The sequence below is a fragment of the Nocardioides sp. P4_G4 genome (assembly GCF_056401085.1).
The window spans coordinates 1-18,995 of sequence record NZ_JBFUKA010000060.1; the positions used below are offsets into that span (position 1 = coordinate 1).

Here is an 18,995-nt window from a genome sequence, read left to right on the forward strand (position 1 = left end):
CCCCTCAGGGGTTTTTTCATGCCCGGACCCGGTCGGGGCCGGCCGAGGAGCAGCACCACCGCACGGACGACACGAAGGAACACACGATGAGCGACGAGCGCGAGACCTACGACACCGAGGCCACCGAGACCAAGTGGCGCGCGGTGTGGGACGACCTGCAGCCCTTCCGGGCCGACGACGACAGTCCCCGCGAGAAGAAGTACGCGCTCACGATGTTCCCCTACCCGAGCGGTGACCTGCACATGGGCCACGCGGAGGTGACCGCCCTGCACGACGTCGTCGCGCGCTACTGGTGGCAGCGGGGCTACGAGGTCCTGAACCCGATGGGCTGGGACTCCTTCGGGCTGCCCGCCGAGAACGCCGCGATCCGCAACGACGCGCACCCGGCCGACTACACCTACGGCAACATCGCCACCCAGCTGGAGTCCTTCCAGCGCTACGGCGTGAGCTTCGACTGGTCGCGGCGGTTCAACACCTCGGACCCGTCGTACTACCGGTGGACCCAGTGGCTGTTCCTGAAGTTCCACGAGAAGGGGCTGGCCTACCGCAAGAACAGCCCGGTCAACTGGTGCCCCAACGACCAGACCGTGCTGGCCAACGAGCAGGTCGTCGACGGCGCCTGCGAGCGCTGTGGCGCCGAGGTCACCAAGCGTGAGCTGACCCAGTGGTACTTCCGCACGACGGCGTACGCCCAGGAGCTGCTGGACGGCCTGGACGACCTGCAGCCGACGTGGTCGGACAAGGTGGTCAACTCCCAGCGCAACTGGATCGGCCGCTCCGAGGGCGCGCACGTGGACTTCGTCGTCGAGGGCCGCGAGGAGCCGCTGACCGTCTACACGACGCGTCCCGACACGCTGTTCGGCGCGACGTTCATGGTGGTCGCCGCCGACGCGGCGCTGGCCTCCGAGCTGGTGACCGACGAGCAGCGGGGCGCGCTGGACGACTACCTGGTCGAGGTCCGCAAGGAGACCGAGATCAACCGGCTGTCGACCGACCGCCCCAAGACCGGCGTCTTCCTGGGCGTGCACGCCACCAACCCGCTGACCGGCACCCGGATCCCGGTGTACGCCGCCGACTACGTGCTGGCCGACTACGGCACCGGCGCGATCATGGCCGTGCCCGGCCAGGACCAGCGCGACTGGGACTTCGCGCAGGCCTTCGACCTGCCCATCGTGCGCACCGTCGAGCCGCCCGCCGACTTCGACGGCGACGCCTTCACCGGTGACGGCCCCGCGATCAACTCGGCCAACGAGGCGATCGACCTGTCCGGCATGGGGGTCGCCGAGGCCAAGTCGACGACCATCGCCTACCTGGAGGGCCAGGGACTGGGCCGCGGGACGGTCAACTTCCGGCTGCGCGACTGGCTGCTGTCGCGCCAGCGCTACTGGGGCGCGCCGATCCCGATCATCCACTGCCCGGTCGACGGCGAGGTGCCGGTCCCCGAGGACCAGCTGCCCGTCGAGCTGCCGGAGCTGCGCGGTGCCGACCTGAAGCCCAAGGGCACCTCGCCCCTGGGCGGCGCGGCCGAGTGGGTCAACGTCTCCTGCCCCACCTGCGGGGGGCCGGCCACGCGCGACACCGACACCATGGACACGTTCGTGGACTCGTCCTGGTACTTCTTCCGCTACGTCTCCCCGCACGACGACACCCAGGCCTTCGACCGGGGCCTGGCCGACGCGTGGGGACCCGTCGACCTGTACGTCGGGGGGGACGAGCACGCCGTCCTGCACCTGCTGTACGCCCGCTTCTTCACCAAGGCGCTGCGCGACATGGGCCTGGTCGGCTGGGACGAGCCCTTCTCGGCCTACCTGTCGCAGGGCAAGGTCGTCAACAACGGGCGCAAGATGAGCAAGTCGCTGGGCAACGGCGTCAACCTGGGCGACCAGCTGGCGGAGTTCGGGGTCGACGCCGTCCGCCTGACGCTGGTCTTCGCGAGCCCGCCCGAGGACAACATCGACTGGGCGGACGTCTCGCCCGGCGGCTCGGTGCGCTTCCTGCAGCGCGCGTGGCGCCTGAGCGGCGACGTGACCAGCGAGCCCGGGGTCGACCCGGCCGGTGGTGACGTGGCCCTGCGCCGGGTCACCCACAAGACGGTGCACGACGCCGCGACCCTGGTCGAGGCCCACCGCTTCAACGTGATGGTGGCGCGCACCATGGAGCTGGTCAACGCGACCCGCAAGGCGATCGACTCCGGTCCCGGCGGGTCCGACCCGGCCGTGCGCGAGGCCGTGGAGGCGGTGGCGATCCTGCTGTCGCTGGTCGCGCCCTACACCGCGGAGGAGATGTGGGAGCGGCTGGGCCACCAGCCCACCGTCGCCCGTGCCGGGTGGCCGGTCGTCGACGACGCGCTGCTGGTCGAGGAGTCGGTCACGGCCGTCGTGCAGGTCCAGGGCAAGGTCAAGGCCCGCCTGGAGGTCTCGCCGGACATCACCGAAGCGGACCTGGAGGCGGCCGCGATGGCCGACGAAGGCGTCGTACGCGCCATCGACGGACGTGAGGTCCGCAAGGTGGTCGTGCGCGCGCCCAAGCTGGTGAGCATCGTCGTCTGAGGGGTGCGCCTCGTGCGATCACCGGCTGCCCGGTGATTCGGTGGGTGGGCGCGTGTCGCAGCGTGCGCGAACCCACTGGAGCGCGCGTCAACCTCCGGGCCTGCGGCCAGCGACTAGCCTTCCTCCATGTCCGTCGTCGTGGTCACCGACTCGACCGCCACGCTCCCGGCCGACCTGGCCGAGGAGCGGGGCATCGTGGTGGTGCCGCTGCAGGTCGTCATCGGTGCGCAGGTGTACGACGAGGGCTCGGACGGGGCGACTCCCGACCTGGTGGCGCAGGCCCTGCGCGACTTCGTACCGGTCAGCACGTCACGGCCGTCGCCGGCCTCGCTGGTCGAGGTCTACGAGCGGCTCGCGCGTGAGGGGGCCGACGAGATCGTGTCGATCCACCTCTCGGGGGAGATGAGCGGGACGTTCGAGTCCGCGCAGCTCGCGGCCCAGCAGGTGGACGTGACGGTGCATTGCGTCGACTCCCGGCAGGTGGGGGTCGCCACGGGCTTCGCTGCGCTGTCGGCGGTCGAGTCACTGGCGGCCGGCGCGAGCGGCACCGCGGCCGCGGAGGTCGCCCGCGCCCGGTCGGCGGGGGCGTCGTCGCTGTTCTACGTCGACACCCTGGAGTACCTGCGGCGCGGCGGTCGGATCGGTGCCGCGGCCGCGATCCTGGGTGGAGCGCTGTCGGTCAAGCCGTTGCTGTGCATCGAGGAGGGCAAGGTCGCCAACCTCGAGCGGGTACGCACCGCGACCCGTGCCCTCAGCCGGTTGGAGGACCTCGCGGTCGAGGCGGCGGGCGAGTCGCCGGTCGACGTGTGCGTCGCGCACCTGGCCAGCCCCGACCGGGCCGCGGCCCTGGCCGACAAGCTGGCCCTGCGCCTCACCGACCAGCTCGAGGGTCGTGAGGTCTGGTGCGCCGAGCTGGGGGCCGTCCTCGGCGCGCACGTCGGGCCCGGCATGGTCGCGGTCTGCGTCGCCCCTCGCTGACGCCTCCTCGCTGACGTCTGCTCCCGGGCGGGCCACGAGCCGTCCCGGGCGCCGTCAGGACCGGAGTTCTCCACAGGCATGCGTACGCCGGTGGCGGGCGTGCGCGGGTCTTCCTAGGTTCGTGGCATGCGACGTCGCCCTCCCTCACCCGAGCACGCCGAGGCGGTCTCGCGTCGCCTGGCGACGCTGAGCGCCGAGCTGGCGTCGGTGCGCGGTGACCCCGTCGTGGGGCACCAGCACACCCGCATCCGCCAGGAGCCGGAGCCGGGCCCCTGGGAGGAGCCGTCCGAGGTCCCGGCGGTCCCCGTCCCGGGACGCCACGCCTCGCGACGGCTCGTCGACCGCGTGCGCCTCACTCCCGCCCACCTGGCGGTGGTCGCCGTCCTGGTGGCGGTGGGCGTCGGGGTCGCGGCCTGGCTGGTGATCCGCGGCCAGGYCGAGCCGGTGGCGGTGGCCCCGCTCACGCCGGTCTCCGAGCCCCTGGCGGACGTGCCGGCCGCCGGTCCAGACGGCTCGGTGGCCTTCGGCACGAGCGGCTCGGCGGACGGGTCGGGCCCAGCCGCGGCGGGGGGTGCGGCGTCGGGGGGCGCCACAACCCCGTCGACGGCACGGCTCACGGTCGACGTGGCGGGCAAGGTGCGTCGACCGGGGATCGCGGTGCTGCCGCCGGGCTCGCGCGTGGTGGACGCCCTGGAAGCGGCCGGGGGAGCACGTCGGGGCGTCGACCTGACTGCGCTCAACCTGGCACGCCCTCTCGTCGACGGGGAGCAGATCCTGGTCGGCGTGGCCGCGCCGACGGGGGTTCCCGCGACGCTCGGCGACCCCGGCGCGGCCACGAGTGGGGCACTGGTCAACCTCAACACCGCCGACCCCGTGACACTGGAGACGTTGCCCGGCGTGGGACCCGTGACGGCGGGCGCGATCGTCACCTGGCGCGACGAGCACGGCGGGTTCTCGGCCGTCGCGGAGCTCCTCGAGGTGGACGGGATTGGGGACGCGACCCTGGCGCAGATAGCCCCGCACGTGACGATCTGAGCCGGTGGTGCGAGACCTCCGGACCCCGTTGCTCGGCGCCGGGGCGTGGCTGGGTGGACTCGCGGCCGCGGTGCTGCCTCCGTGGGCGACCGTCGGGCTGGTGCTGCTGGTGCTGCTGGTCCTGCTCCCGGCCCTGCTGAGCCGGCAGGGTGCCGCGGTGGGCGCCGCGCTGGCCGGTGCGGCCGTGGCGGGCGTCGCGCTCCTGCAGACCGGTGGGATCACGGTGGGCCCGGTCCACGACCTGGCCACCCAGCGAGCGGTGGTCACGGTGGAGCTGGAGGTCACCAGCGATCCCCGGGTCAGTGAAGGCCGCTTCGGGGACGTCGTGGTGGTGCGGGGCGATGTGCGTGCCGTCTCGGGTCGCGGTGCGGCCTACTCCGTCCGCAGCCCCGTTGTCGTGCTGGCCGACGAGGACTGGCTCGGCGTCGCCCTGGGGGAGCGGATCCGGGTGTCGGGGCGGCTGGGGCCAGCGGACGACGGCGCGGCCGCGCTCCTGAGCGTGCGCGGGCGTCCCGAGGTGGTGGAGGGGCCCGACTTCTGGTGGCGAGGCGCCGCCGCCGTGCGGCACTCGATCCGCGAGTCCGTCGCGCCGCGTGCCGTGCATCCCCGTGAGCTGGTCCCCGCCCTGGTGGTGGGCGACGACAGCGGGCTCGACCCTGCCCTCGCCGACGACTTCCGCACGACCGGGCTGACCCACCTCCTGGCCGTCAGCGGCACCAACCTCACCCTGCTCGTCGGCTTCCTGCTGATCGTGGCGCGGTGGCTGGGGGTGCGTGGCCGCTGGACGTACGCCGTCGCCGCGGCCGGCATCGTCGGCTTCGTGCTCATCGCCCGCACCGAGCCGAGCGTGGTCCGGGCGGCGGCGATGGGCACCGTGGCGCTGGTCGGGATGGGCAGCAACGGTCGCGAGCGCGGGTCGAGGTGCCTCGGCGTCGCGGTCCTGGCGCTGCTGCTCGTGGTGCCCGGCCTCGCCATCTCCGCCGGCTTCGCGCTCTCCGTGCTGGCGACCGGCGGCATCCTGTTCCTGGCGCCGGGCTGGCGGGACGCGCTGATGGCGTGGCTCCCGCGGTGGGCCGCCGAGGCGGTCTCGGTGCCCCTGGCGGCGCAGGTCGCGTGCACCCCGGTGGTCACCGCGCTGTCCGGCCAGATCAGCCTGGTCGCGGTCCTCGCCAACCTCCTGGCCGCGCCGGCGATCGCCCCGGCCACGGTGCTGGGTCTGGCGGGTGGCCTGGTCGGCCTGGTGTGGACCCCGCTGGGCCAGGTGGTGGCCGCCCCGGCCGCCTGGTCGGTGGGTTGGATCGTCGTGGTCGCCCAGCGCGGTGCGGCCCTGCCGACGGCGTCGGTCTCGTGGGGGACCGGGCCGGTCGCCCTGGTCCTCGTGACCGCCCTGTGCGGGGTGGCGGTCATGGTGGCACCCCGGGTGCTGCGTCACCGCGGTGCGGGCATCGGCTGCTCGGTGCTGCTGGTCGTGACGGTGCTGACCCGGCCGCCCACACCGGGGTGGCCGCCCGACGACTGGGTCCTGGCGATGTGCGACGTCGGCCAGGGCGACGGTCTGGTGCTCCGCGCGGGACCGGGTGCCGGCGTCGTGGTCGACGCCGGCCCGGACCCGGTGCTCATGGATGACTGTCTGCGACGTCTCGAGATCACCTCGGTGCCGCTCGTCGTGCTGACCCACTTCCACGACGACCACGTGGCCGGGCTGTCCGGGGTGCTCGACGGGCGCGAGGTGGGGGACGTGGAGGTGACCGGCCTGCCCGATCCTCCGTCCGGGGTGGCCCTCGTCGAGCGGGAGGCGGCCGCGGTGGGGGTGCGGCCGGTCGTCGCGTCGTACGGCGCCACACGGCGGGTCGGTGACGTCACCCTCCAGACGCTCTGGCCCACGGACGAGGGCTCCCCGCCGGAGCCGGACGGGGAGGAGAGTGCGCCCAACGATGCCAGCGTGGTGCTGCTGGTCGAGGTGCGCGGGGTGCGGATCCTGCTCACCGGAGACGTCGAGCCGTCCGCCCAGATGTCGCTGGAGAGACTGCTGGCCGGCGTCCAGGTCGACGTGCTGAAGGTGCCGCACCACGGTTCCCGCTACCAGGACCTCGACCTCCTGCTCGGCGTGCGGGCGCGACTGGCGTTGGTGTCGGTCGGCGCCGACAACGACTACGGCCACCCCTCCGCCGACGTGCTGGCCGCTCTCACGGCCACGGGAGCCCAGGTGCGGCGCACCGACCTCGACGGCGACGTCCTGGTGACGGTCGACGACGGTGCGCTCGGTGTCCGGACCCGCGGCTAGGGTTGCCCCACCATGAGTCGCACCCCCACCGCCGCGCAGGTCCTCGGTCGCGTCGTCCTCGTGACGGGCAAGGAGGAGTTCCTCAGCGAGCGCACCGTCGGCTCGGTGCGCGACGCCGTGCGGGCCCACGACCCCGAGGCCGAGGTCGGTGAGGCCACGGCCTCCGACCTGACCCTCGCCACCCTGGGGGAGATGGCCGCCCCCTCCCTGTTCTCGACCACGCGGTGCGTCATCGTCCGCGGCCTGGAGAACCTGCCCGACGAGTCGGTCGACGGACTCCTCGACTACTGCGGCGCCCCGGCCGACGACATCGCCCTCGTCCTGGTCCACGGCGGCGGGCCCAAGGGATCCGGCGTGCTCACCAAGCTGCGCAAGCTCTCCGCCGTCACCGAGGTCAAGTCCGAGGAGATCAAGAGGAGCGAGCTGACCGGCTTCGTGACCGCCGAGTTCGCCGGTCACGGCGCGACGATCGCGCACGACGCGTCGGCCTTCCTGGTGACCGCGGTGGGGCAGGACCTGCGCTCGCTGGCGGCCGCAGCCCACCAGCTCACCAACGACTTCCCCGGCGAGCCGATCAGCGTCGACAAGGTCAAGCGCTACTTCGGTGGCCGGGCCGAGGCCACGTCCTTCGCGGTCGCCGACGCGGCCTTCTCGGGGCGCCGGGAGGCCGCCCTCGAGGAGCTGCGCTGGGCGCTCGACGGCGGCACCGCCACGGTGCTCATCACCTCGGCGATGGCCAGCTCGGCCCGCAGCCTCGCGCGCTACCTCGGCTCGGCCCGCGGGGCCCGGGACAACGACCTGGCCCGCGACCTCGGCGTCCCGCCGTGGAAGGTGAAGCAGGTGCGCGACCAGTCCCGCGCCTGGACCCCCGAGGCGATCGGCACTGCACTGCGGGCGGTGGCCACCGCCGACGCGGACATCAAGGGCCAGGCCCACGACGCGTCGTACACGCTGGAGCGGCTCGTCCTCACCGTCACGGGTCTACGCACCCAGCGCTGATCGGGCACGCTGACTCAGGCACGCCGAGCAGCCACGCTGACCAGCCACCAAATGAGTTCGACCCGCCAGGTGTGTCACCTGACGGGTCGAGCAGAGCGGGTCAGCTCAGAGCGAGGCGGTCTTCTTCGCGATGGCCGACTTGCGGTTCGCGGCCTGGTTCTTGTGGATGACGCCCTTGGAGACGGCCTTGTCGAGCTTGCGGCTGGCGTCGCGGCCCGCGGTCAGGGCGGCGTCCTTGTCGCCGGCCTCGGCGGCCATACGGAACTTGCGCACGGCGGACTTGAGACCGGTCTTGACGGCCTTGTTGCGCTCGTGGGCCTTCTCGTTCTGCTTGTTGCGCTTGATCTGGGACTTGATGTTGGCCACAGGTGAACCTTTGCTCGCTCGTGCTGGTCAGGGAAAGCCGGGTGTCAGAAGACTGATGTCGGCTGCCGACTGCCCTCCACGGGATCTGATCCCACAGGATCTGGTTCCGAGGTGCGGGGCGGCGCCGGACATGCAAGCAGGAACACTACCGCCCGCCCGGGGGAGCGCCCAAATCGCACAGGCTCCACGGGATCGGACTCGCTCAGCTCGGTCCGAGCCTACGGTGCGCGGCGCCGAGGAAGCGACGCGACTCGGTGCGACGGAACGCAGCCAGGGTGGGCAGGTTGTGGTCCACGGAGGTGTGGGCGCGCCACGCCAGGTGCACCCCCATCCCGACCAGCCAGGAGGTGACCATCTCGTCGCCGACGTCGTGCAGCACCGCCGACCGGGCCAGTGACTCGTCGAACCACGGGCGATCGACCCGCTCCAGTCGTGCGACGAGCGGGTCGAGCCACTCCGGTCCCCGTCCGAACGCGCCCCAGTCCAGGAACACCAGGTCTCCCGCGGGTCGCTGCACCAGGTTGTCGTTGCGGATGTCGAAGTGCACCACCGTGTCCATCGTCTCGCCGGCGAGGCGGACGACCCCCTCGCGCAGCCGGTCGATCCTGGGCAGCACCCAGGGCGCGAGCAGGTCCGGCGGCACCTCGTGGACGTGCTCGAAGGCCCCGAGCCAGCCACCCACCACCGCCCCGAAGTCCGTGGGACCGGGTCGGTAGAGCGCCTGCAGGTCGCCGTCGGGCGCCGATGCCGGGAGCGCGTCGACGCGAGAGTTCATGACGGCGGACAGCTCGTCGGTCTGGCGGACGAGTCTCTCCATCTCCTCGTCCAGGGACAGGTCGGGGTGTGCTCCGTCGACGTCGTCGAGGAGCAGGGCCACCCAGCCGTCGTCGTCGTACGAGGCGATCAGCCCGGCCCACAACGGGTGTCGCCCCAGCAGGTCGAGCGCCAGCACCTCCCGGCGGAACAGCACGGGGGTGTGCGGGTTGAGCTCCTCGCCGACGGCCTTGACGAAGGCCCGGGTCCCGTCGGCGCAGACGAGTCGCGTCGCGCAGCCGGGGGACATGCCGCCGACCTGCTCGCGGGCCTCGACCACCGGTGAGCCGAGCGTCGCCTCGACCCACGCCCGGACGTGAGCCGGGATGGCCGGGTACGCCGCCCGCACGCCGACGGCGCGCGGAGCGGTCACCAGCCGCGCCGCTGGGCCAGYCACTCCCAGCAGACCTCACCCTGCCAGCGCTGGTGCTCGCGCAGGTAGGGCGAGGTGGGCGGGACGGGCTGGTCGCAGGCGGAGAGGAAGTAGCCCGTGACCAGGGCCAGCACGATGTCGACCGCCTCCGCCGGGACGTTGCGCAGCAGCGGACGCGTGGCCAGCACCGCGTCGACGTCGAGCCCGTCCCCGCGGGGACCGATCAGCGTGAAGAGCGAGTCGAGCCAGGCTGCACCGATGACCGGCCAGTTCCAGTCGACCAGCCACGCCTTGCCCGCTCCGTCGACGAGCACGTTGTCGGCGCGGATGTCGGTGTGCACCAGGGTGTCGCCGCCGCAGACCTCGGCGTAGCGGCGGGCGAGCGCCTCGGCGTCGTCCACGTGGGGCAGGTCGTGGGCGGACCGGATGAGCGCCCACCCGTCGAGGAACGGTGCGAACTCGCTCACGAACGTGTCGAGCGGCATCGGCGCGGGGGTGAGCTCGCCCGCGACCACCTCCAGCGCATCGAGGGTCGCGTCGAGGTCCGCCGGTCGCCACGGCCGACGGGGCGGCCGGGCCTCGACGTGCTCGATGCCGAGCACCACCCAGTCGTCGTCCAGCATCCACAGCAACCGAGGGGCCGGCACCGAGGCGGGCAGGGAGCCGAGCTTGCGGCCCTCCTCGCGGTAGGAGTCGGCGAACAGCCGCTGCGCCTTGACCGAGGCCGCCTTCACGAAGTGGCGGGACCCGTCCTCGCACACCAGCACCGAGGCGAATCCCGGCGTGAAGCCCGACGTCTGCGAGATCGCCTCGACCACCGGGGACCCGCAGCGGCGCTCGACGTACGCGCGCAGGTGCGGGGGCAGGAAGGCCCACTCGAGTCGTCGGGAGGTCGCTCCGGGGGGAGCGGGGTAGGCGCCGGGACCGCGAGTCATGGTCGACATCCTCCCTCCCTAGACGTCGTCGAGGATCGCCGCCCGTCGCGTGGCGTGCTCCTCGTCGGTGACCAGGCCCTCGGCCCGCAGGCGGTCGAGCTCGCGCAGCCGCGTCGCCGCGTCCCGCGGTGCGGGCGCCGCCTGGGCCGATCCCCGGAGGGACGACGCCAGGTACGTCGCGGTGAGGCCGTCCTCGGAGACCAGAGCCATCCGTCCGGCGGCCCGCTCGTCCAGACCGGCACTGCGCGCCATCGATCGCGCGGCGTTCATCCTCCAGGCGGTCGTGGCCACGCCGAGCGCCAGGACGACGAGGAACCCGACGGCCGCCAGGCCGAACGGGTCCGGCCCGGTCGACATGGATACGGGGTTCCAGCTGCCGTCGGGCTGCTGCACGCACGTCACCGGAGTCCCGGAGTCGTCGAGCTGGAAGCACTCGTCCGGCGGCATGCCACCCTCCTCGGTGCGTGTCATGGCGGGACAGTAGCCCGCTCGGCGGGGTTGGATGGCCGACATGCCTGACCTCGTCACCCCGACCCCCGCCGTACGCCGGTCCTTCCTGGAGGCCGTCGAGGAATTGGTCGCCGAGGGCCGCACCGGCGAGGGATCGATGCTCAAGCGCTGGATGGACCTCTTCTCCGACCGCTGGCACACCGAGGAGGGGTTCGCCGACTTCGTGGCCTACCTCGACGCCGACGCGCAGCCCGGCTCCGCACGCCCGACCGGCCACGTCCCGCAGAGCACGTGGTGGCTCGTGGAGGGCGACGAGTACCTCGGCCGCATCTCGGTGCGCCACGAGCTCACCGAGTGGCTCCGTGAGCTCGGCGGCCACATCGGCTACGAGGTGCGCCCGAGCGCCCGGCGCCGCGGCCACGCGACGACGATGCTGCGCTCCGTGCTGCCGCACGCCCACGCCCTCGGGATCGAGTCCGCGCTCCTCACCTGCGACGAGGACAACGTCGCGTCGGCGAAGGTGATCGAGGCGGCCGGCGGGGTGTTCGAGGACCGGCGGGGGATCAAGCTGCGCTACTGGGTGCCCACGACCTGAACAACCGTCCGTGCCCGTGCGTGTCACCGATGTCGAGGACGGTCGATCAGCTCCGTTCCCACCGTGAAGGGCCCGACCGGGGTCCCGAGCAAGGAGAAGACAGATGCCCAGGTTCTTGTTGCTGAAGCACTACCGGGGTGGCCCCGAGCACCACCACCCCATCGTCCCGATGGACAGGTGGACGCCGGAGGCGGTCGACGCGCACATGCACTTCCTAGGTGAGTGCAGCCGGATGCTGGAGGAGAGCGGCGAGCTCGTCGACGGCCAGGCCCTGCACCCGGGCCGCGTCTACGTGCAGTACGGCGGTGAGGGCGCCGGGCCGGTGACCACCGACGGTCCGTACCCGGAGACCAGCGACCTCGTCGCCGGCTGGTACATGGTGGACGTCGAGTCCCGCGAGCGCGCGCTCGAGATCGCGGCCTTCGTCTCATCCGGCCCCGACCAGGACGGCAAGCCGTTCCACGAGTGGATCGAGGTCCGCCAGGTCATGGACGACGGCGACCCGGGCGAGGCCTGATCCCCGGTGGACGAGGACCTGCTGCGGGCGCTGGTGCCTCAGGTGATCGGCGTCCTCGTCCGCCGCGGCAAGGACTTCGCGGCGGCCGAGGACGCCGTCCAGGACGCGCTCGTCGAGGCGGTCCGGGTGTGGCCCCAGGCGCAGCCGACCAGCCCGCGTGCGTGGCTCGTCACCGTGGCCCAGCGACGGCTGGTGGATGCCCGACGCAGCGAGGCCGCCCGCCGGCGGCGCGAGGAGTCGCTGGCCGACGAGCCGGAGGCCGGACCGACCGAGCACGCCGACGACGCACTGCTCCTGCTCACCCTGTGCTGCCACCCGGCGCTGTCCCCGGCGTCGGCGGTGGCCCTCACCCTCCGCGCGGTCGGCGGCCTCTCCACCGCGCAGGTCGCCGATGCCTTCCTCGTGCCCCGGGCCACGATGGCGCAGCGGATCAGCCGGGCCAAGTCCACCATCCGCGACGTCCCGCTCGACCGGCCGGGCGACCTCGCCGCGGTGCTGCGGGTGCTCTACCTGGTCTTCCACACCGGCCACCGGGGGCAGGTCGACCTCGCCGCGGAGGCCATCCGGCTCGCTCGTCAGCTCACCCTGGCGAGTCCGGAGCCCGAGGTGCGGGGGCTGCTGGCGCTGATGCTGCTGCACCGTGCTCGCGACGGCGCCCGATGGCAGCAGGGCCGGCTGGTGCCGCTGGACCGCCAGGACCGGGGCCTGTGGGACACCGCCGAGATCGCGTCCGGCGTCCGGCTCCTCCAGGAGGCCCTTTCCGAGGGCAGGCCGGGGGAGTTCCAGATGCAGGCCGCCATCGCCGCCCTCCACGACGACGCCGCGTCGTGGGGGGAGACCGACTGGCCCCAGGTCCTCGGCTGGTACGACGACCTGGTGGCGCTCGCGGGCAACCCCATCGCCCGACTGGGGCGTCTCGTCGCCCTCGGCCACGTCCAGGGACCGGCCGTGGCGCTCGCCGAGCACGCAGACCTCGAGGACGGGACCGGCACGACCGCGCAGTTCCACGCCGTGCGCGGCTACCTGCTGGAGCTGGCCGGGGACCGCGACGACGCGGCAGCGGCGTACGCCCGCGCGGCCGGTCTCACCACCAGCGTGCCCGAGCGCGACCACCTCACCCGCACCGCCGCAGCCCTGCGGGTGGGCGTGGGCCGGAAGCCGCGGGTGCAGTCCCCGCGGGTTCGTGGGCCGGGAGCGGAGCGTGGAAGAATGGCGCGACCGCCGTACCCGCTCACGTAGTCGTGCAGAAAGTCGCCTGTGTCCCTCAAGAACGCCCCGCAGCCGGGCCAGACCGATCCGGCGATCATCCGCAACTTCTGCATCATCGCCCACATCGACCACGGCAAGTCGACGCTGGCCGACCGGATGCTGCAGCTGACGGGCGTCGTCGACGAGCGCGCCGCCCGGGCGCAGTACCTCGACCGGATGGACATCGAGCGCGAGCGCGGCATCACGATCAAGAGCCAGGCCGTCCGGATGCCGTGGACGGTGCCGGCCGACAACGACGAGGGTGCCGAGCCCGGCACCTACGTCCTCAACATGATCGACACCCCCGGTCACGTGGACTTCACCTACGAGGTGTCCCGCTCCCTCGAGGCGTGCGAGGCCGCCGTCCTGCTGGTCGACGCGGCCCAGGGCATCGAGGCACAGACGCTGGCCAACCTCTACCTCGCCATGGGCGCGGACCTGCACATCATCCCGGTGCTCAACAAGATCGACCTGCCGGGCGCGATGGTCGACAAGTACGCCGCGGAGCTGGCCGGCCTGGTCGGCTGCGAGCCCGAGGACGTGCTGCGCGTCAGCGCCAAGACCGGCGTGGGCGTCGCGGGCCTGCTCAACGAGATCGTCCTGCAGACCCCCGCGCCCGTCGGCGACGCCGACGCCCCGGCCCGGGCCCTGATCTTCGACTCCGTGTACGACACCTACCGCGGCGTGGTCACCTACGTCCGGGTCGTCGACGGCAAGCTGACCCACCGTGACCGGATCAAGATGATGTCGACCGGTGCCGTGCACGAGATGCTCGAGGTGGGCGTCATCAGCCCCGAGCCCGTCAAGGCCGGCGACCTCGGGGTCGGTGAGGTGGGCTACCTCATCACCGGCGTGAAGGACGTGCGCCAGTCGCGGGTCGGTGACACCGTCACCAGCCAGCACCACGGCGCCACCGACGCGCTCGGCGGCTACAAGCACCCCAACCCGATGGTCTACTCGGGCCTCTACCCGATCGACGGCGACGACTACCCGACGCTGCGCGACGCCCTCGAGCGCCTCCAGCTCAACGACGCCGCGCTGACCTTCGAGCCGGAGACCTCGGGCGCGCTCGGCTTCGGCTTCCGCATCGGCTTCCTCGGCCTGCTGCACATGGAGATCACCCGCGACCGCCTCGAGCGCGAGTTCAACCTCGACCTCATCTCGACCGCGCCCAACGTGGTCTACGAGGTGCTGATGGAGGACGGGACCGAGCAGGTGGTGACCAACCCCAGCGAGTACCCCGAGGGCAAGATCGCCGAGGTGCGCGAGCCCGTCGTCAAGGCCACGATCCTCAGCCCCAGCGACTACATCGGCACGATCATGGAGCTGTGCCAGACCAAGCGCGGCACGCTGCAGGGCATGGACTACCTGTCCGAGGACCGCGTGGAGATGCGCTACACGCTGCCCATGGGCGAGATCGTCTTCGACTTCTTCGACCAGCTCAAGTCCCGCACCAAGGGCTACGCCTCCCTCGACTACGAGCGCTCGGGCGAGCAGGCCGCCGACCTGGTGAAGGTCGACGTCCTCCTCCAGGGCGAGCCGGTCGACGCGTTCTCGGCGATCGTGCACCGTGACGCGGCGTACGGCTACGGCGTGATGATGGCCGGCAAGCTCAAGGACCTCATCCCGCGCCAGCAGTTCGAGGTGCCGATCCAGGCCGCCATCGGCGCGCGCGTGATCGCCCGCGAGAACATCCGCGCGATCCGCAAGGACGTGCTCGCCAAGTGCTACGGCGGCGACATCACCCGCAAGCGCAAGCTGCTGGAGAAGCAGAAGGCGGGCAAGAAGCGGATGAAGAACATCGGCACCGTCGAGGTCCCGCCGGAGGCCTTCGTGGCCGCGCTCTCCACCACGCAGCCGACGGAGAAGCCGAAGAAGTAGTGGCCACGGTCGTCCGGTCCTCCGAGGTCGCGTCCCAGCCGTGGGCCAACGGCGGCGGTACGACGCGCGAGCTGTCGCGCTCCGACACCTCCGCCGGCGGCGGCGCGGCATGGCGGGTCAGCCTCGCCGACGTCGACGCAGACGGGCCGTTCTCGCCCTTCCCGGGCCAGGCGCGGCTGCTCACCGTGGTGGACGGCCCGGTGCTGCGGCTCGTCGTGGACGGGGCGGAGAGTCTCGTCGAGCCCCGACGCCCGTTCGCCTTCGACGGCGGCGCAGCGGTCGAGGCCTCGGTCCCCGAGGGCCCGGTGCGGGTGCTCAACGTGATCGCCGACCCGGGGGTGGACGCGTTCGTGACCGTGCTCGAGCTCGGTCGCAGCTCGGCCCTCCCGCTCGCCGACGACCAGGCCGCGCTCGTCCTCCAGGGCCGGGCGCAGGCGGACGACGTGGAGGCGGCGGCGTACGACCTGGTGGTCGGACCGGGCGAGGTGTCCGGCCGGTGCACGCTCGCGGTCGTGACCCTGCAGCGCTCCTGAGGGCGCGTCGGGCAGGGTGGGCACGTGGCCACCTGGCGTGACGTCGAGCGGATCGCCTCCTCGCTGGAGGGGGCGCGACCCGGCCTGTCGCACCTGGGGGAGCCGACCTACGACGTGGGCCGCCACCCGTTCGCGCGGCTGCGTCACGGCGACGGTGACGACGAGGGACGCGAGGTGCTGCAGTACTGGACCCTCGAGCGCGACGCCGCGCTCGCCCTCGCCGACCGGCGCGACACGTTCTTCCGCGTCGACACCTTCGCGGTGAAGGCGTCGGTCCGGGTCTGGCTCGACCGGCTCGACGTGGACGAGCTGGGCGAGGTGCTGGCGGACTCGTGGCGGGCCCGCCGAGGAGTGCGCGGTTAGGCCTGCTCGCGGGTGAGCGTCACCGTGGTGACCGTGATCGCGAGGGCTGCCTCCAGTGCCGCGACCGGCGCATCCAGCTCGGCCTTCCGGGGCTTGCGGGTGCCGGCGAACCACACCACGTCGAGAGGTCGGCTCCGGGCCGAGCCGGTGGCGCGCCAGTAGCCGGTGATACGGCCGTCCACGAGCAGGGGCGGCAGCACGAGGCCGTTGGCGCCGCCCCAGAGCCGCCGCAGGTGCGTCGGGTCGGCGAAGCGCTCCCGGGCCGCCGGTTCGTAGCCGCACATCATGGCGTCGAACTCCGGCAGCAGTCGTACGCCGGTGAGCGTCCGCGGTGCCGGGGCGTCCGGCAGGTCGACGTACAGACGCCCGTCGGGTCCCTCCGCGCCGACGAGGCCGAGGCCGTCGAGGAGCTCGTCGACCACGCGCAGTCCCACCCCCGACCACCATGCGAGGTCGTGGCGCGACGCCGGGCCGTGGCAGCGCAGGTGGAGGAGGAGCGCGTCGGCCACGCCGGCCGCGACGACCGGGGGGAGCGTCCGGTAGACCGGCGCGCCCTGTCCGACCCAGTCCCCGTTGACCGGGCGGCGCACGAGGCCGCCGTGGCCGAAGGCCAGGTACCGGCCGACCTGCTGATCGGTGACCTCGTCGCGCCCCTCGCGGGCGAGCAGCCAACCGTGGAGGTGCGCCTGCAGCTCGTCGACGGAGCGCCAGTCGGTGGCGAACGCCTCGATGCCGGCCCACAGGTCCTCGAGCGTGCTCCGCTCGAGCCGGAGCAGGCGCTGCCACAGGGTGCGCTGGCCGACCCGGGTCGCCGCGCCCAGGGCGGCGTACTGCGCAGGCGTGGCGGTGTGGACGGTGCCGCGGATGGTGCTGCCCCGCACGACCGTCCCGTCCTCGTACGCCGCACTGAGCGCGTCCCGCGTGAGGCCGGGGAAGCGCGCGGCGAGCCCGAGGAAGGGTGAGCGCGCCGTCTGGGACTGGACCGGCCCGACGGCGTCGAGCATCCCGGCGACGTCCGCCGGCCGGTCCGGGAACTGGCGGGCCAGCGCGCGTCCAGCCAGGTCCTCCCACGTGTACGTCACGGGACCACGCTAGGGCGCGAGGCGGACCGATCCTGTCCTCAGGCGGCGGGTGTCCWGCGCGGGTCGCGCCCGAGCCGGGCGAGGAGCCGGTCGGTGGGGGACGCGTCGTCGGCCACCGGCACGGCCGGCGCACAGACGCCCTCGGAGTAGAGCGCGTCGCCCCAGCCGTCGGCGGTCGCGTGCAGCGCAGCCGCCTCCTCCTCGCTGACCGACCAGTCCTGGCCGGTGGCCCGGGCGATGTCGGACCCGTGGAGCACGAGGTCCCAGCCGTAGAAGTCGGCCATGGTGGCGGCGATCGTGGTGCGGCCGAAGTAGCCGTCGTACTCCCGATCGGCCACGCCGTCCTGGGCGAGGATCCCGGCCACGGTGGCCGCGTGGGCGCGCCAGGCGGCGGCGGGGTCGGCGGCGTCCGGAGCCTCACCGACGTCGTAGCCCTGGCGGGCGAGGAAGTCGCGCTCCGTCTCGACGGCGTGGGCCGCGACGTCGCGGACCGTCCACTCGTCGCACGGGGTGGGGACGTCCCACCGGCCGTCGACGCCGTCGAGGATGGCTGCGAACGCGTCGGCCCGCTCGATGAAGTTCCGTGCTGTCGTGTGCTGAGCTGTCTCGGTCATGGGGCCACGCTCGCACCGCCGGTGTCCCCGGCTCTTGTGATAATCCGACACATGCCGAACCCCGGGAGATCACGACCCGTCGACCCGGTCGACCGCGCCCACCTCACGGGCATCACCCGACCGTCGCCGCCCATCCACCGCTACGCACCGTCCGGTCGGCTCGTCGATCTCGTGGAGCGCTACTGGATCCCGGTGTGGTCGCTCCCGGAGCCGTCGACGCAGAGCACCCTCCAGCACCCGGTGTGCCTCGTGGTCGTGAGCAACACCTACGCCCGTCTGTACGGCGTGGTGCGCGGCCGGTCGAGCGTCACGCTGGAGGGCGACGGCTGGGCGGTCGGCACGATGTTCACCCCCGCCGCGGGGCGACTCGTGCTGGACCGGTCGGTGGCGACGATCACCGACGCCCACCTGGACCTGGACGAGGTGGCCTCCCTCGACGCCGGCGCCCTGGTGGCGGAGATCCGGGCGGCGATGGCCACCGACCCCCACGACCCGGACTCCCACGCGGCGGCGATCGCTGCGATGGAGCAGCGGCTGACGGCGTACCTCCCGGTCGACGAGCAGGGCCTGCTGATCAACGAGGTCGTCGGTTGGCTGCACGACCACCCCGACGTCACGCGGGTGGCCGAGCTCGCCGAGCACGTGGGCCTCACCGAGCGGACCCTGCAGCGTCTGGTCGAGCAGCGGGTCGGGATGAGCCCCAAGTGGCTCATCCAGCGTCGGCGGCTGCACGACGCCGTCGAGGGGCTCAAGGCGGGCGAGTCGTCCCTGGCCGACATGGCCGCGCGCCTCGGGTACGCCGACCAGGCGCACTTCACCCACGACTTCAGGACCGTCACCGGGATGACGCCGGGGGAGTACCTGGGCGATCAGCCGCGGTCCTGAAGCGGCACTCCGGCGGCGTGGGTCCCCGACCCTTCAGGTCTTTCGCGTGAGTCGTCGCCATCCTCCACGCCGGTTGTTGTCGACGATGGCGCGCAGCATCTCGGTCAGGGCGTCGCGGTCGATCGGGTCTGCCTCGTAGAACTGGACGGCTCGGGCCGTGGCGTTGCCGTGGCCCTGGTTGATGATGCCGTGCGGGTCGGGGACCGTGGGGTCGTAGAGGAAGAGGTTGATGTGGTCCTTGGTGGCCAGCAGGGCACAGACGTTGCCGTCGAGGACGAAGTAGGGCTGGACCGTCCGCTTGATGGTCTCGGCGATCTCGGGGTCCGTCGACCAGATGATGTCGCGGAGCTCCCGACAGATCTCGCGCTGCCACTCGGGCAGGCGAGCCAGATAGGCATCCACCCCGGGATGAGCTCGGTCGGACATGCCTGCGAGTCTCTCAGAGCCCGCAGGAGGCTGGTGGGTGCCGAGGTCCCAGATTCTTCGGTCCGCCGG

General features: G+C 72.8%; 19 protein-coding genes. 12 read left to right on the forward strand and 7 right to left on the reverse strand.

Going from position 1 to position 18,995, the window contains the following annotated elements; genetic code table 11:
* The first annotated feature begins 86 nt into the window (after positions 1 to 86).
* The 5 genes from leuS (at position 87) to holA (ending at position 7,845) form a co-directional block, all read left to right on the forward strand.
* Positions 87 to 2,549, forward strand: coding sequence for a leucine--tRNA ligase (leuS, locus tag AC1DQF_RS14645; RefSeq protein WP_477525952.1), 2,463 nt, complete (start codon positions 87 to 89; stop codon positions 2,547 to 2,549).
* 126 nt (positions 2,550 to 2,675) lie between these two features.
* Entirely contained in the window at positions 2,676 to 3,527 is an 852-nt protein-coding gene (locus AC1DQF_RS14650; RefSeq protein WP_477525953.1) for a DegV family protein, read from the forward strand.
* 126 nt (positions 3,528 to 3,653) lie between these two features.
* Positions 3,654 to 4,562, forward strand: a complete 909-nt coding sequence (locus AC1DQF_RS14655) for a ComEA family DNA-binding protein (RefSeq protein WP_477525954.1) — start codon at positions 3,654 to 3,656, stop codon at positions 4,560 to 4,562.
* Positions 4,563 to 4,566: 4 nt separating this feature from the next.
* Positions 4,567 to 6,846, forward strand: coding sequence for a ComEC/Rec2 family competence protein (locus AC1DQF_RS14660; RefSeq protein ID WP_477525955.1), 2,280 nt, complete (start codon positions 4,567 to 4,569; stop codon positions 6,844 to 6,846).
* Between the two features lie 12 nt (positions 6,847 to 6,858).
* Positions 6,859 to 7,845 carry a DNA polymerase III subunit delta gene (gene holA, locus AC1DQF_RS14665; protein WP_477525956.1) on the forward strand — a complete coding sequence of 329 codons (987 nt, stop codon included), beginning with the start codon at positions 6,859 to 6,861 and terminating at the stop codon, positions 7,843 to 7,845.
* 105 nt (positions 7,846 to 7,950) lie between these two features.
* On the opposite strand, the gene rpsT is transcribed toward holA, so the two are convergent.
* The 4 genes from rpsT to AC1DQF_RS14685 form a co-directional block, all read right to left on the reverse strand.
* A complete protein-coding gene (gene rpsT, locus AC1DQF_RS14670) occupies positions 7,951 to 8,211 on the reverse strand; it encodes a 30S ribosomal protein S20 (RefSeq protein WP_477525957.1) in 261 nt (86 codons plus the stop codon).
* 202 nt (positions 8,212 to 8,413) lie between these two features.
* Positions 8,414 to 9,397 (reverse strand): hypothetical protein, encoded by a 984-nt coding sequence (locus tag AC1DQF_RS14675; RefSeq protein WP_477525958.1) that lies wholly within the window; start codon positions 9,395 to 9,397, stop codon positions 8,414 to 8,416.
* Positions 9,394 to 10,332: a hypothetical protein gene (locus AC1DQF_RS14680; RefSeq protein WP_477525959.1), complete on the reverse strand. Its 939-nt coding sequence runs from the start codon at positions 10,330 to 10,332 to the stop codon at positions 9,394 to 9,396. Before AC1DQF_RS14680 ends, AC1DQF_RS14675 begins: the two co-directional genes overlap by 4 nt.
* Positions 10,333 to 10,350: 18 nt before the next feature.
* Positions 10,351 to 10,803: a hypothetical protein gene (locus AC1DQF_RS14685; RefSeq protein WP_477525960.1), complete on the reverse strand. Its 453-nt coding sequence runs from the start codon at positions 10,801 to 10,803 to the stop codon at positions 10,351 to 10,353.
* Positions 10,804 to 10,843: 40 nt separating this feature from the next.
* On the opposite strand from AC1DQF_RS14685, the gene AC1DQF_RS14690 reads away from it, so the two are divergent.
* From AC1DQF_RS14690 to AC1DQF_RS14715, 6 genes are all read left to right on the forward strand, one after another.
* The gene (locus AC1DQF_RS14690; RefSeq protein WP_477525961.1) at positions 10,844 to 11,377 is read left to right on the forward strand and encodes a GNAT family N-acetyltransferase; all 534 of its coding nucleotides are present in this window, start codon (positions 10,844 to 10,846) and stop codon (positions 11,375 to 11,377) included.
* Between the two features lie 103 nt (positions 11,378 to 11,480).
* Positions 11,481 to 11,894, forward strand: a complete 414-nt coding sequence (locus AC1DQF_RS14695; RefSeq protein ID WP_477525962.1) for a YciI family protein — start codon at positions 11,481 to 11,483, stop codon at positions 11,892 to 11,894.
* 6 nt (positions 11,895 to 11,900) lie between these two features.
* Positions 11,901 to 13,133, forward strand: coding sequence for an RNA polymerase sigma factor (locus AC1DQF_RS14700; RefSeq protein ID WP_477525963.1), 1,233 nt, complete (start codon positions 11,901 to 11,903; stop codon positions 13,131 to 13,133).
* Between the two features lie 18 nt (positions 13,134 to 13,151).
* Entirely contained in the window at positions 13,152 to 15,023 is a 1,872-nt protein-coding gene (lepA, locus tag AC1DQF_RS14705; RefSeq protein WP_477525964.1) for a translation elongation factor 4, read from the forward strand.
* The gene (locus AC1DQF_RS14710) at positions 15,023 to 15,556 is read left to right on the forward strand and encodes a HutD/Ves family protein (RefSeq protein ID WP_477525965.1); all 534 of its coding nucleotides are present in this window, start codon (positions 15,023 to 15,025) and stop codon (positions 15,554 to 15,556) included. Before lepA ends, AC1DQF_RS14710 begins: the two co-directional genes overlap by 1 nt.
* A 24-nt stretch (positions 15,557 to 15,580) precedes the next feature.
* Positions 15,581 to 15,919 (forward strand): hypothetical protein, encoded by a 339-nt coding sequence (locus AC1DQF_RS14715; RefSeq protein WP_477525966.1) that lies wholly within the window; start codon positions 15,581 to 15,583, stop codon positions 15,917 to 15,919.
* On the opposite strand, the gene AC1DQF_RS14720 is transcribed toward AC1DQF_RS14715, so the two are convergent.
* On the reverse strand, positions 15,916 to 17,001 hold the full coding sequence (locus tag AC1DQF_RS14720) for a DNA glycosylase AlkZ-like family protein (protein ID WP_477525967.1): 1,086 nt from the start codon (positions 16,999 to 17,001) through the stop codon (positions 15,916 to 15,918). The two genes, AC1DQF_RS14715 and AC1DQF_RS14720, sit on opposite strands and share 4 nt — an antisense overlap.
* 38 nt (positions 17,002 to 17,039) lie before the next feature.
* Positions 17,040 to 17,615 (reverse strand): TIGR03086 family metal-binding protein, encoded by a 576-nt coding sequence (locus AC1DQF_RS14725; protein WP_477525968.1) that lies wholly within the window; start codon positions 17,613 to 17,615, stop codon positions 17,040 to 17,042.
* Positions 17,616 to 17,666: 51 nt separating this feature from the next.
* Between AC1DQF_RS14725 and AC1DQF_RS14730 the strand changes: the two genes are divergently transcribed.
* The gene (locus AC1DQF_RS14730; RefSeq protein ID WP_477525969.1) at positions 17,667 to 18,500 is read left to right on the forward strand and encodes a helix-turn-helix domain-containing protein; all 834 of its coding nucleotides are present in this window, start codon (positions 17,667 to 17,669) and stop codon (positions 18,498 to 18,500) included.
* Between the two features lie 33 nt (positions 18,501 to 18,533).
* Here the strand turns inward: AC1DQF_RS14730 and AC1DQF_RS14735 are convergent, their stop codons facing one another.
* Positions 18,534 to 18,926 (reverse strand): DUF1801 domain-containing protein, encoded by a 393-nt coding sequence (locus AC1DQF_RS14735; RefSeq protein WP_477525970.1) that lies wholly within the window; start codon positions 18,924 to 18,926, stop codon positions 18,534 to 18,536.
* Between the last annotated feature and the right edge of the window lie 69 nt (positions 18,927 to 18,995).